We start from the raw sequence: 13,616 nt of genomic DNA on the forward strand, positions 1-13,616 counted from the left end.
CCGGGGGACATCTCTTCGAAGGCAGGCTTGCAGTTGGGCCGGCCCGCTTCGCAATCAGAGACTGCCTGTGTCCCTCCAGCAGGCGATCAGATGACCGTCGCCGGCCTGCCTGACGGGTGGTTGCGCCTTTCGGCAATCGGGCAGCGCGACAGGACAGCGGGCGGCAAAGGAGCATCCGGAGGTCTCGGCATCGTGTGCCGCGACGTCGAGCTGAGCCGGAGCCTTCGGCGCCGTCTCATCCGAGGAGGCGGCCAGAAGCAGCTTCGTGTAGGGGTGGTTGGGGCCACGGAAAATCTGCTCGGATGAGCCGGTCTCGACCAGCCGGCCGCGATAAAGCACGCCGATCCGGTCGGCCATATAGCGCACCACCCTGAGGTCGTGGCTGATGAACAGATAGGTGGTGTCCTTGTCGCGCTGCAGGTCGTTGAGCAAATTGAGCACGGTCGCCTGCACGGAAACGTCGAGCGCAGAGGTTGGCTCGTCCAGCACCACGAGCTTCGGCACGCCGGCAAAGGCGCGCGCAATCGCCGCACGTTGGCGCTGGCCACCAGACAGCGATCTCGGCTTCTGGTCGACCGTCGTAGCGGCAAGACGAACCGAGGCCAGGAGATCGGCGACACGCTGCTTCACCTCGCTGCGGCCAGAGCCGGCGAGCCGCCGCAGCGGACGGCCGAGGATCCTGCCGATCCGCTGGCGCGGATTGAGCGTGCGGTCGGGTGACTGGAACACCATCTGCACGTCGCGCCGTTCGCTCAGGCTTCTTTTCTCGACGCGCGGCGCGACAGTGCTGCCGAACAGCTCGACCGACCCAGCGTCCGGCGTCTGGAGGCCAGTCACGATCCTTGCCAATGTCGACTTGCCGGAGCCGGATTCGCCGATCAGCCCGAACGTCTCGCCCTGGGCTATCTCCAGGTCGATATCGTGCAGGACGGCCTGGGAGCCGAAGGCGTGGCTGATGCCTTTGCAGGCGACCGCGATCGGACGTGCGGCTTCCGGTTGATCGCTGCGGACAGGCTTCGACGGGCCGGTTGTGTGCATCTCGGCCAGCCTGCCGTCGCGCTTGGTGAAGTTGAGCGCCGGGATCGAGGCGATCAGCGCCTTGGTGTACGCGTGAACAGGGTTCTCGAAGACATCGTTGGCGATGCCGCTTTCGACCACCGTCCCCGACTGCATCACGGCCACCCGATCGCAGGCCCGGCGGACCATGTTGATGTCATGGCTGATCAGCAGAACGCTGGTTTTGTGATCGCGGCGCAAGTCCTGCAGGATGGCGACGATCTCGGACTGGACGCTGGCGTCAAGCGCCGTCGTCGGCTCGTCCAGCACCAGCAGCGACGGGTCGAGCGCAATGGCAATCGCGATGTTGGCGCGCTGCTGCATGCCGCCCGACAATTCGTGCGGATAGAGATCGAGCACCCGTTCCGGATTGCTCACCCTGACACGGCTCAGCAGCTCGGCGGCGCGGGTGCGTGCTTCGTCCTGCCGAACCGGGCGATGCCGCATGATCGTTTCGGTGATCTGCCGGCCGATCGTCATGGCCGGATTGAGTGCCGCACCTGGATGCTGGTAGACGGCCGCGATGCGATCGCCCCTTAGCCGGCGAAGCTGCTCGCCGGAGAGACTGCGGATCTCGCGACCCTGGAATTCGAGCGCCGACGCGGCGATTCGGGCGTTGCGCGGCAGATAGCGCAGAATAGCGAGAGCCACCGAGCTCTTGCCCGATCCGGACTCGCCGACAAGGCCGAGCGCTTCGCCTTCGCCGATGGCGAGCGACACGCCGTTGACGGCCGGATGCGATCCCCGGCGTCCATCATAGGCGACGGTGAGCTGCTCGACGTTCAGAACCGATGACGACATGTCTTGCTGAAACCACTTTCTTCCGGCGCGGTCTTCGAGGGCAATCGCTTCCGCTTTCGCGCCGCACAATCTCTATAAAATTACTCGAATTAAGCTGGAGCGCAATCTACCTTTCATCGCTCAGGAGAGATTGTCGCAGCCGGTCGAGGCGTCGCGACGGTCCCTTGGAGCAGTTCTGCAAGGAGGCCGACATGGCACGCGACCACATGATCCTCAGCGCGTTTTTCTTCAACCCGCAGGGCGATCATCGCATGTCATGGCGCCATCCGCGCGCGCCCGGCCGCGAAGTGCTCGACTTCGACTTCTACCGCGATCTCGTCCAGTCTGCCGAGCGCGCCGGGATCGATACGATCTTCGTCGCCGACCATGTCGCGATCTGGGATTCCGTACAGAGCGGCGTCGCCCATTACGCCAATGCCCGCCTGGAACCGCTGACGCTGTTGTCGGCGCTTGCCGGCGTGACCAGGCATATCGGCCTCATCACAACCGCCTCGAGCTCCTACAGCGAGCCCTACAATGTCGCCCGCATGTTTGCCTCGCTCGACCATATCAGCAAGGGCAGGGCGTCGTGGAATGTGGTGACGTCGGCCATGGACGAGGAGGCCCGCAATTTCGGCCGCGACGGCAATATCGAGCACGCCTTTCGGTATGAGCGCGCCACCGAATTCCTCGATATCGTCAAGGCGCTGTGGGACAGCTGGGAAGACGAGGCGCTACTGATCGACAAGGCAACGGGCTATTTCGCCGATCCCAACAAGGTCCATGCGATCAACCACAAGGGCCCGCATTTCAAGGTGCGCGGACCGCTCAATGTCTCGCGCCCGCCGCAGGGCCATCCGCTGATCGTCCAGGCCGGCTCGTCCGAAGACGGCAAGAATTTCGCTACCGCGCATGCCGATGCGCACTTTGCCATCTACAGCACCAAGGAAGACGGCATCAAATATAGGCAGGACATCAACGAGCGCCTCGCCCGTTACGGCCGCAAGCCCGAGAGCTTCAAGATCCTGCCGGGCATCCTGCCGATCGTCGCAGCTTCCGAAGCGGAGGGACGCGAGCGGCAGGAGTATCTGCAGAGCTTGCTTCCCGATCGGGTCGGCATCGACCTTCTCTCGAGCTGGAGCGGCGTCGATCTCTCCGTATATCCGCCGGACGGCCCGCTGCCGCCGCTGCCGGACGAGAGCACCTTCAATGGCGGTCGCACCTCGCTCAATCGCGTCAAGGAATGGTCGAAGCAGAACCTCACTCTGCGCGAGATCGCTCGCAAGCTCGCCAACAGCGGTTCGGTGCCGACCGTCGTCGGCACACCGAACCAGATCGCCGATCAGCTGCAGGACTGGTTCGAGGCAGGTGCCGCCGACGGCTTCAACCTGATGTTCCCGCTGCTCCCGGAGGATTGGGTGAATTTTGCCGAGCAGGTCGTGCCGGAACTGCAGCGCCGCGGCGTATTCCCCACCGAATATGCGCCGGGGACTCTGCGTGATCGTTTCGGCCTGGCTCGGCCGGCCAACCGCTTCGCCGAACAGCGCGACAATGTGCGCGCCGTATCCTGACTTGGGGCAACTGATATGACCGCAGCGCCAAAACTTCAGCCCCGCGAAGCCACGGCTCCGCAGCTCATCAATGTTTTGCACAGCCCCAAGCGCATTCGGGTCAAATTCGCCGGCCGCACCATCGCCGACAGCCGCAACGTCCTGGTGCTGCGCTCCAACCATTTTCTGCCGATCTATTTCTTCCCGGCCTCCTCGGTGGACCGCTCGCTCTTGAAGCCGTCCGAGCATCGCCAGCCGCATCCAGTCGGCGGCGAAACCACCTATTGGGACCTGGAGACGGGATCGAAAGCTTCTCCCAATGCGGCCTGGTCGTTTGTCGCGCCGCCGGATGAAAGCCTGTCGCCACTGGCCGGCCGCATCGCCTTCACCTGGAAAGCGGTCGACCAATGGTTCGAGGAGGAGGAAGAAGTCTTCGTCCACGCCCGCGATCCATACGCACGCATCGATGTGCTGCAGAGTTCAAGTCACGTCCAGATCTGGTTCGACGGCGAAGTGATCGCCGACAGCCATCGCCCGGTGCTGCTGTTCGAAACGCATCTGCCGACGCGTTTCTATTTGCACCCGGACGATGTCAGGCTCGACCAGCTGACCGCTTCGGACAGCACGACGCGCTGTCCCTACAAGGGCATCGCCTCCTACTGGTCGGGCCGGCGCGCCGACGGCTCGGTAAGCCCCGATGTCGCCTGGAGCTACCGCGATCCCATTGCCGAAATGCCCAAGATCAGGGGCCTCATCGCCTTCTACCCGCAAGCCGTCGACCGCATCCATCTCGACGGCGAACCAGTCGCTTAAAGCCATTCAACAGTCATTTCAGACAGGGATTTCAAAATGACCAAACGCAACGACATCGATACGCTTCGCAATCTGTCCGGCGACATCTGGAACGTCGCCGTCGATGAGCACCAGGCCGGCTTCCTCAAGCGCCGCGATCTCCTAAAATACGCAGCCTTGATCGGCCTCACCGGCTTTGCCGCCTCGCAGGGACTTGTTGATTTCGGCACGGCGCGCGCTGCCGGCGCCGGCGGCACGGTCCGCGTTGGGCTCGGACAGCCGACCAAGGCGATCGATCCCGTCTCCATCACCGATCCGGCCAGCATCGGCGTCATCAGCCAGGTCGGCGAATATCTCATCCTCGACGATCCCAAGGACGGTCTGCAGCCCAAGCTCGCTCTGTCGTGGGAGGCCGACGAGACCGCCAGCCGCTGGACCTTCAAATTGCGGCCGGGCGTGAAATTCCACGACGGCCGCGCCGTCACCGCCAAGGATGTGGTGGCGAGCTTCGAGCGGCTGGTCGATCCGGCCAGCGGTTCGTCCGCTTTGTCGGCCTATAAGGGCATCCTGTCCAAGGGCGGCGCCAAGGTCGTCGACGACCAGACAGTCGCCTTCGATCTCGACGGGCCCAACAGCAACTTCCCCTTCTATGTCTCGTCCGACGTCTACAATGCCGTCATCCTGCCGGCCGACTATGCCGGCGATTTCGAGAAGAATTTTAACGGCACCGGCCCGTTCAAGCTCGAATCCTTCCGCCCCAAGCAGGGCGCCAGCTTCGTGCGCAACCCTGACTATTGGGGCGACAAGGCGCTGCCCGACCGCGTCGAAATCAAGTTCTTCGACGACGAGCAGGCGCAGGTGCTGGCGCTGCAGGCCGGCCAGCTCGACGTCATCCCGAGCACGACCCGGCTGGAATTGGCGATCGAGGGCAATCCCAACTTCAAGCTGCTCAGCGTGCAGGCAAGCTCGCATGACGAGGTGCATCTGCGGACCGACCAGGCGCCGTTCACCGACAAGCGCATCCGCCGCGCACTGGCGCTCACCATCGATCGCGAGGCGGTGGTCAAGGGCTTGCTCAAGGGCCGCGCCATTGTCGGCAACGACACGCCGTTTGCGCCGATCTTCCCCTCGGCCGATCCGTCGGTGCCGCAGCGCAAGCAGGACATCGCCGAGGCCAAGCGCCTGCTTGGCGAGGCCGGCGTGCCGAACGGCTTCCCGGTGACGCTGACCACCGAACGCGCCTATGACATTCCCGATTATGCCGTGCTGATCCAGAATTTTGCCAAGAAGGCCGGCATCGACATCAAGCTCAACGTGCTGCCGCAGGACGCCTATTATGGCTCGGCGAAGTTCGGCTCGTCGCCATGGCTCGATTCCAATCTCGGCATTACCGATTTTGGCCATCGCGGCACGCCCGACATCTTCCTCAATGCGACGCTGAAGAGTTCGGGCGCCTGGAACGCGGCGCATTTCAACAACCCGACCTATGACGGGCTGCTGCTCGAATATGGCAAGGCCCGCGACCTTCAGGCGCAACGCCTTGCCGCGGGCAAGATCCAGACCTTGCTGCTGGACGAGACGCCGCTGATCATCAGCTACTTCTCGCAATACAGCCGCATCGTCTCGTCGAAGGTCGAGGGCGTCCGCTTCACGGCGATCTCGCATCTGCTGCTCGACCGCGTGACGTTCGCCCAGGCATGATTGCGAGACGTCCAGCCACTCCGGGCACTAAAATCCGATGCTGACCGGCCGCACTGTGTCGGTGCGGGCAGCCTCGCTTCTGCTCACGCTGTGGCTGGTCAGCATGCTGGTGTTCTTCGCCGGGCAGGTTCTGCCCGGCGATGTCGGTCGCCTCATGCTCGGGCCGTTCGCCGATGCCGATGCCGTCGCGGCGCTGAACAGGCAGCTCGGCGCCGACCAGCCGGTGCTCGTGCAATACTGGCACTGGTTCAGCAGCGTGCTGTCAGGCGATTTCGGCACCTCCCTGTCGCTGCGTCTGCCGGTGGCGCCCTTCGTTCTGGAAAGCCTCAAGCGCTCGGCGGCCCTTGCCGGAATTATCCTCGTCTTTCTGTTGCCGCTGGGCATCGGCGCCGGCATCGTCGCCGGTCTCAACCAGGGCCGCTTTATCGACCGCCTGATCGTACTCGCCGGCGTGTCCTTCGGCATCGTCCCGGACTTCGTCTCCGGCCTGCTGTTGCTCATCGTCTTCGGCCTGTGGCTGAACTGGTTCCCGATCACCGGCGCTGCTCCCGATGGCGCCGGGCTGTGGGTCAGTGGCTATTATCTGATCCTGCCGGCGCTGCCGCTGGTGCTGAACCTTGCCGGCTACATCGCCCGCATGACGCGGGCCGGTGTGATCGAGGCGCTGGCCGCCGACTATACGCGCACCGCCGTCCTGAAAGGCCTTGAGCGTCGCGAAATCCTCATCCGGCACGTGCTGCGTAATGCGCTGACGCCGACCATCGCCGTGCTGGCGACGCAGACCGGTTACATGCTTGGCGGGCTGGTGGTGATCGAAGCGCTGTTCGGCATACAGGGTCTCGGCAATCTGGTGCTCAACGCCGCCAAGTCGCGTGACTTCCCGATGCTCGAAGCCGGCGTGCTGGTCATGGCGACCATCTTCGTGCTGTCGGCCGCGGCAGGCGATCTCGTGAATGCCTTGCTCGATCCGCGGCAGCGCCGCCGTGTTTCGCCATGATGGAACTGATGGAATTGCCGGAGCGCCGTACGCTGGGCTGGCGGGCAGCAAGTCGCATCCGCGAGACTGTTTCGCAGCTGCCGCCCTCGGTCATCATCGGCTCGCTGATCCTGCTGTTCTGGGTCGGCTGTGCCGTGTTCGGCAGCCTGTTTGTGCCCTACGATCCCTATGCCGAGGATTTCCTCGTCATGCTGGCGCCGCCCGACGCGGCGCACTGGTTCGGCACCGACCAGCTTGGCCGTGACGTGCTGTCGCGCATCGTCGTCGGCTCGCGTGACATCCTGCTGGTCGCGCCGGCAGCAACCCTGCTCGGCGTAGCCGCCGGCAGTGTGCTTGGCCTCGTGCTCGGCTATTTCGACGGGCTGATCGACGCCATCGGCGCCAGGCTGCTCGACACGCTGATGGCTTTTCCCTTCATCGTGCTCGTCACCATGACGCTGGTCGCGCTCGGGTCGTCCAACCTCACCGTCATCCTGGTGATCGGCATCGCCTATGCGCCGCTGGTGGCGCGAACGGTGCGCGCCGCCGTGCGCGAACAGCGCGACCGCGACTATGTCAGCGCCGCCCGTCTCGGCGGCGAGAGCGCTCTTGCCATCATGTTCCTCGAGATCCTGCCCAATGTCAGGGAAACCATCCTCATCGAGCTGGTCACAAGGCTTGGCTACGCCTTCTTTTCGATCGCCACGCTGAGCTTCCTCGGCCTCGGCATCCAGCCTCCCTCAGCCGATTGGGGACTGGCGGTCGCCGACGGCTACGGCTTCCTGACCGGCGGCAAATGGTGGGTGGTGATCTTCAACTCGGCGGCCATCGTTTCGCTTGTCATGGCAACCAATCTGATCGCGCAAGGCATGGGCGCCTTCGAAAACAGCGATCGGTGAAGAGCGGAACGCTCAGCAAAGCTGACGCGCAATCGCGGACCGTGCGCTAAAATCGTTCCTCGTGATTCGGCTCTGACAGGCCTCAAAGAAAGGAACGGCATGAGCAAGGCCCTCATTACATTCGCATTGGTCGCGGTGCTCACCGCATTGCTCATGGCGCTCAGCCTGGCGGTGGCCAGGCACGGCTATCCCTATGGCGCGATCGGCGTGAGGCGGCTGGACGGCATTGCCGATGCCGGCTCGTTCCTGCCGCTCGCCGCCGTCTATTTTTTCGGCGCCATGCTGATGATGATCCTGCCGATCCGCGCCGCCGGCATCGTCTTGACCCATGCTGCGGATGCGCTGTTCTGGGCGGTGATTGCCCTGTTCGCCACAATTGTCGGCTGTCTCGTCGCCCGCTGGGCTTTCGGCCAGAGCAGCGTGCTGTGGGCGCTCCTGAACTGGCGTTTCCTGTTCGCCGCGGCCATCGTTGGCAGCCATTTCACCATGAACGGGCTGCGCCGCAACATCCTGCTCAGGAGCTTGTTCTTCGTCATCTTCGCCGCGGCGACGCTGGCTTGCCTGTTCTGGACTTTTCCGACCTGACAGGGCCGCTTCATATTGTCCATCTTGAGGTCGCGGCTTTCATAGCCGCGCGCCATCGGCTATCCAGTCCGCAGCTAGATTTCAGCCCTCACAGTGTCGTCATTTGTCTGATAAATAATTCAGGCATACGGCACCGCCAGCGAACCAATACAAGGAAACCGCGACATGAGCCTGTTTCGTAAAAATCTGATCGATGGCGAGTGGGTGGGCGAGGCCGGCTCGCGCAACATCAATCCCTCGAACACGGGCGATGTCGTTGGCGAATATGCCTCGGCCGGCGCCGAACAGGCAAAGCAGGCCATAGCGGCGGCCAAAGCCGCCTTCCCGGCCTGGTCGCGTTCGGCGCCGCTGGTGCGCCACGCCGTGCTGAAAAAGGCGTCGGACGAGATCATGGCGCGCAAGGACGAGATCGGCCGCGCGCTGTCGCGCGAAGAGGGCAAGACGCTGGCCGAGGGCATTGGCGAGACCATCCGCGCCGCCCAGATCTTCGACTTCTTCGCCGGCGAGACGCTGCGCCTGTCGGGTGAATTGGTGCCCAGCGTGCGCCCGGGCGTCGGCGTCGAGATCACCCGCGAGGCCGTTGGCGTCGTCGGCATCATTACGCCGTGGAATTTCCCGATCGCCATTCCCACCTGGAAGATCGCGCCGGCGCTCGCCCACGGCAACACCATCGTCTTCAAGCCGGCCGAATTGGTGCCGGAGAGCGCCTGGACCATTGTCGACATCCTGCACCGCGCCGGCCTGCCGAAAGGCGTGCTCAATTTGGTCATGGGCAAGGGCTCGGTGGTCGGCCAGGCCATGCTCGACAGCCCCGACCTCAACGCCATCACCTTCACCGGCTCGGTCGGCACCGGCAAACGCGTGGCCGCGGCAAGCGTCGAGCACATGCGCAAGTTCCAGCTCGAAATGGGCGGCAAGAACCCGATGGTCGTGCTCGACGACGCCGACCTCGCCACGGCTGTCGAGTGCGCCATCAACGGCGCCTATTTCTCGACCGGCCAGCGCTGCACGGCATCGTCGCGCCTGGTGGTGACCGAAGGCATTCACGACCGCTTCGTTGCCGCGCTCAAGGAGCGCCTGGAAAAGCTCGTCATCGGCGATGCGCTCGATGCCAAGACCCAGATCGGGCCCGTCGTCGATGCGAGCCAGCTGAAGCAGGACGAGGACTATATCGCCATCGGCAGCCAGGAAGGCGCCAACCTCGCCTTCGGCGGCGAGCGGCTGGACCGCGAAACACCCGGCTTCTATCTCAGGCCGGCGCTGTTCACCGAGAGCACCAACGCCATGCGCATTTCGCGGGAAGAAATCTTCGGGCCGGTCGCCAACGTCATTCGCGTCAAGGACTATGACGAGGCGCTTGCGGTTGCCAACGACACCCCCTTCGGCCTGACCTCCGGCATCTGCACCTCTAGCCTCAAGCATGCCACGCATTTCCGGCGCAATTCCGAGGCCGGCATGGTGATGGTCAATCTGCCGACTGCCGGCGTCGATTTCCACGTCCCGTTCGGTGGCCGAAAGGGATCGAGCTACGGCCCGCGCGAGCAGGGCCGCTATGCCGCGGAGTTCTATACCACGGTGAAGACAGCCTACACCTTTGCCGGCTGATCGACGGGTGAACCGATGACAGCGGCGAAAGAGGAACTGACCTGGCTCAACCCGCCGCCGCACCATGCTTTCGGTAATGGCATCGTGCATGTGCGCACCGGCGGGGAAACCGACTTCTGGCGCGAAACCTTTTACGGTTTCTGGCGTGACAATGGCCATTTCCTGTATCGGCCGGTCGAGGGTGACTTCAGCGCCGAAGTCACCGTCAAGGGCGACTACAAGGTGCTCTACGACCAGGCCGGGCTGATGCTGCGGCTGAGTGAAACGCACTGGATCAAGGCCGGCATCGAATACACCGACGGGCTGGCTTACTTTTCGGTGGTGGTCACCAACGACACCTCGGACTGGTCGCTGCTCAGCATTCCCACCGGCCCCGACGGCGTGCGCATCCGGCTGACCCGCCATGCCGAGGCGATCCGCATCCAATATCTTGATACCACCGATGGCAAGTGGAAGCCGGTGCGGCTGGCTTATTTCCCGATCTCCAAATCCGTCGATGTCGGTATAATGTGCTGCTCGCCGCAGCGCGAAGGGTTTGAGGTAACATTCTCCGGCTTTACTGTCGGCCCGCCGATTTCCAGGCAATTGCACGACTGACGGCCATATCGATGGCGGACTAACCGTCTGCCCGATGCTGGAAGAATTCCAAAAACAGCTCCCGTTCGGTGGTTATGTCGAGCTTCTCGTAGATGCGGCGGCGGTGGTTCTTCACCGTGCCGACGGTGATGCCGAGCCGCTCGGCGATATTGGCGGTCGGGTGACCCGCGAGGATCAGCTGCACCAGTTCGCGCTCGCGCAAGGAAAGCTCCGGCCACAGGCTGGCCGGGATGGTCGGCTCCTGCCGGGGGGAGGCGCCGGGGCCGGTTGGCGCCGATGTGCGGGAGAATTCTGCTCCCCGCGCCTTGGTGTCGAGTGCATGCAGCGCCTCGAACACCGGTAGCCGCTCGTCCAGCAGCGCGATCTCGCTGTCCTTGAATGAAGCGGTTGAGCGGTCGAGGAAGATGCCGAGGCACCAGTCGCCGCCATCCGCCAGCATGATGCCGACCTCGTCGCAGATTTCCGACTGCGCCAGGAAGCCCGCTATGTACTGGCCGCGCTTGGCCTCGTCGTCGGCAAGCCGCTTCAGCGGCAGGATGCCCAGCCGGCGTTCACGCCGCCACGAGGCATAGAACGGGTCGAAGACGTAGTAATTGTCGAGATAGCGCCGGACCATCTCGTCGGAGAAGCGCCGGTGCTTGATGAATTCCGGCGTCTGCGTCGCCGAATATCGGGTCACGGTGACGAGATCGTGCTCGATGTCGGCGCCGATCAGGTCAATCAGGCAGTCGACATGCCTGTCCGTACCGGTGGCGGCAATCGCCCTGGCGAGCGGCCCCCAGATATTGCCCATGCGCATGCCCTTTTCTCGGCGATCCCGGTCCGGCGGACATTGTGTCTTTTGGCATATGGCGCAAGGCCGCCCAAGGAATCTAGCTTGAGCCATCCTACAGCAATCCTGAGGCGACCGTGACCCAACCCAACCTCACCAGCCCCATCGTCGGCAATCCAATCGTCATCGGCATCGACGCCGGCGGCACCATGACCGACACGATCCTTGTCGACCAGGACGGCCACTTCAAGATCGGCAAGTCGGCAACCACGCCGAAGAACGAGGCCGAGGGTTTCCTGGCCTCGGCCGAGGATGCGGCCGATGCCTGGGGCATCTCGCTGGAGCAGCTCTTTTCCGGCGTCAACGTCGTGCTCTATTCCGGCACCGGCATGCTCAACACGCTGCTGTCGCGCACCGGCCGCCGGCTCGGCCTGATCACCACCAAGGGTCTGGAAGACATGATCCTGATGGGCCGCGGCCTGCAGGCCTGGGCCGACTATTCCTATGCCGACAGGCTGCATGCGGTCACCCACCACCATCCCGATCCGCTGGTGCCACGCCGCCGCACCCATGGCGTCACCGAGCGCATCGACCAGTTCGGCGACATCGTGCTGCCGCTCTACGAGCATGAGGTTGCGATCGCGGCCAAGAAGCTGATCGCCGACAAGGTCGAAGCGATCTGCATCATGACCATCTTCTCGCACGTCAATCCGGTGCACGAAAAGCGCATCGCCGAGATCTGCCGCGAGGAGGTGCTGAAAGCCGGCGCCGACATCCTCGTCTACACCAGCCACGAGGTCCGCCCGGTCATCCGCGAACAGTCGCGGCTGAACTCGGTGCTGATCGAGGCCTACGCGACGTCCCGCGGCCGCAAGCAGCTCAAGGGCATCGAGGACGTCTCGAAGAAATACGGCTTCAAATACGGCGTGCAGACTTTGCTCTCTTTTGGCGGCCTGACCTCGATCAATCATCCGCGCCTGCACGAAACCATGATTTCGGGCCCGATCGGCGGTATTCTCGGCGCGGCCTATGTCGGCAAGCTCATCGGCAACGACTCCCTGATCTGCTCGGACATGGGCGGCACCTCCTTCGACATGGGCGTCATTTCGCGCGGCCAGACGCGGATCGAGAACGAGCCGCTGATGGACCGTTTCAAGCTCAACGTGCCGACGCTGCATCTCGACACGATCGGCGCCGGCGCCGGCATGATCCTCAAGGTCGACCCGCTGACCAAGAAAGTCTCGCTCGGGCCGGAAAGCGCCGGTTCCGACCCCGGCCCCATCTGCTTCGCCAAGGGCGGCACCGAACCCACCATCGCCGATTGCGACGCCATACTAGGCCGCCTCAACCCGTATTATTTCCTCGGCGGCAAGGTCGTCTTGCAGGTCGAGAAGGCGCGCAAAGCGTTTGAGGAAAAATGCTCCAGCATCCTTGGCGTCGGTGTCGAGGAGGCTGCCGAAGGCATGATCGACATGCTGGAAGACGATGCCAACAACGCGCTGCGCCGGGTCATCTCCGGCCAGGGCATCCATCCCTCGGAATTCACGCTGCTGTCCTATGGCGGCTCGGGTCCGCTGCATCTGGCCGGCTGCTCCAGGGGCATCGGCTTCAAGGACATCATCACCTTCCAGTTTGCCGCCGCCTTCTCGGCCTTCGGCTGCACCACCGCCGATTTCATGCGTCGGCATTCGGTCTCGACGCAGCACGACATCGGCGCCCGCGCAAGCGATGACGAGCTGCTCGCTTTCGGCAAGAAGGTCACCGACGTCTGGAATGATCTCACCAAGGCGGCGGTCGACGAGATGATCAGCGACGGCCATATCAGAGACAAGATCAAGACCGTGCCGTTCCTGATGATGCGCTACACCGGCCAGCTCGAGGATGTCGAGGTCATGGCACCGCTTGCCGAGGTCAATTCGGCTGACGACATGCGTAGGGTCATCGACGAATTCGAGGCGGTCTACGCCAAGGTCAACCATCGCGTTTCGCGCTATGGCGAAGCCGGCTTCACCATCACCGAGCTCGGATTGATCGCCACCGCCGACAAGGTCAAGCCGGTGCTCTTGAAGCGCCCGCTCGGCAAGTCGGCCCCGGCAGCAGCGCACAAGGGCGTGCGCGAGGCCTATATCGGGGGACGCTGGCACAAGGCCAATCTCTACGAGATGGACCTACTGCAGCCCGGCCATGAGGTGATCGGTCCGGCCATCATCGAACATCCCGCCACCACGCTCGTTGTTCATCCGCAGGACCGTGTCCATGTCGATGAGTGGACGCTGCTGCATTACACCCATTCTTGAAAGGGC

General features: G+C 63.7%; 11 protein-coding genes. 9 read left to right on the plus strand and 2 right to left on the minus strand.

The window, feature by feature from the left end; all coding sequences use genetic code 11:
- Positions 1-54 precede the first annotated feature (54 nt).
- On the minus strand, positions 55-1,857 hold the full coding sequence (locus ACYG9Z_RS16920; RefSeq protein WP_023752409.1) for a dipeptide ABC transporter ATP-binding protein: 1,803 nt from the start codon (positions 1,855-1,857) through the stop codon (positions 55-57).
- 191 nt (positions 1,858-2,048) lie between these two features.
- Between ACYG9Z_RS16920 and ACYG9Z_RS16925 the strand changes: the two genes are divergently transcribed.
- The 8 genes from ACYG9Z_RS16925 (at position 2,049) to ACYG9Z_RS16960 (ending at position 10,541) form a co-directional block, all read left to right on the plus strand.
- Positions 2,049-3,407, plus strand: coding sequence for an LLM class flavin-dependent oxidoreductase (locus ACYG9Z_RS16925; protein ID WP_023752408.1), 1,359 nt, complete (start codon positions 2,049-2,051; stop codon positions 3,405-3,407).
- Positions 3,408-3,422: 15 nt separating this feature from the next.
- Positions 3,423-4,199: a DUF427 domain-containing protein gene (locus ACYG9Z_RS16930; RefSeq protein ID WP_023752407.1), complete on the plus strand. Its 777-nt coding sequence runs from the start codon at positions 3,423-3,425 to the stop codon at positions 4,197-4,199.
- Between the two features lie 36 nt (positions 4,200-4,235).
- Positions 4,236-5,879 (plus strand): ABC transporter substrate-binding protein, encoded by a 1,644-nt coding sequence (locus ACYG9Z_RS16935; protein ID WP_023752406.1) that lies wholly within the window; start codon positions 4,236-4,238, stop codon positions 5,877-5,879.
- A 37-nt stretch (positions 5,880-5,916) separates the two neighbouring features.
- Positions 5,917-6,876, plus strand: a complete 960-nt coding sequence (locus ACYG9Z_RS16940; protein WP_031244152.1) for an ABC transporter permease — start codon at positions 5,917-5,919, stop codon at positions 6,874-6,876.
- Positions 6,873-7,754 carry an ABC transporter permease gene (locus ACYG9Z_RS16945; protein WP_023752404.1) on the plus strand — a complete coding sequence of 294 codons (882 nt, stop codon included), beginning with the start codon at positions 6,873-6,875 and terminating at the stop codon, positions 7,752-7,754. The genes ACYG9Z_RS16940 and ACYG9Z_RS16945 overlap by 4 nt, the downstream gene beginning before the upstream one ends.
- A 99-nt stretch (positions 7,755-7,853) precedes the next feature.
- Positions 7,854-8,339 carry a hypothetical protein gene (locus tag ACYG9Z_RS16950; RefSeq protein WP_023684247.1) on the plus strand — a complete coding sequence of 162 codons (486 nt, stop codon included), beginning with the start codon at positions 7,854-7,856 and terminating at the stop codon, positions 8,337-8,339.
- 165 nt (positions 8,340-8,504) lie between these two features.
- Positions 8,505-9,944, plus strand: a complete 1,440-nt coding sequence (locus ACYG9Z_RS16955; protein WP_023746609.1) for an aldehyde dehydrogenase family protein — start codon at positions 8,505-8,507, stop codon at positions 9,942-9,944.
- 15 nt (positions 9,945-9,959) lie between these two features.
- Positions 9,960-10,541 carry a DUF1349 domain-containing protein gene (locus ACYG9Z_RS16960; protein WP_023715547.1) on the plus strand — a complete coding sequence of 194 codons (582 nt, stop codon included), beginning with the start codon at positions 9,960-9,962 and terminating at the stop codon, positions 10,539-10,541.
- Positions 10,542-10,560: 19 nt separating this feature from the next.
- On the opposite strand, the gene ACYG9Z_RS16965 is transcribed toward ACYG9Z_RS16960, so the two are convergent.
- Positions 10,561-11,340: a helix-turn-helix transcriptional regulator gene (locus tag ACYG9Z_RS16965; RefSeq protein WP_023715548.1), complete on the minus strand. Its 780-nt coding sequence runs from the start codon at positions 11,338-11,340 to the stop codon at positions 10,561-10,563.
- Positions 11,341-11,450: 110 nt separating this feature from the next.
- On the opposite strand from ACYG9Z_RS16965, the gene ACYG9Z_RS16970 reads away from it, so the two are divergent.
- Positions 11,451-13,610, plus strand: a complete 2,160-nt coding sequence (locus ACYG9Z_RS16970; RefSeq protein ID WP_023752403.1) for a hydantoinase/oxoprolinase family protein — start codon at positions 11,451-11,453, stop codon at positions 13,608-13,610.
- The last annotated feature ends 6 nt before the right edge of the window (positions 13,611-13,616 follow it).

This window comes from Mesorhizobium sp. RSR380A (genome assembly GCF_054719385.1).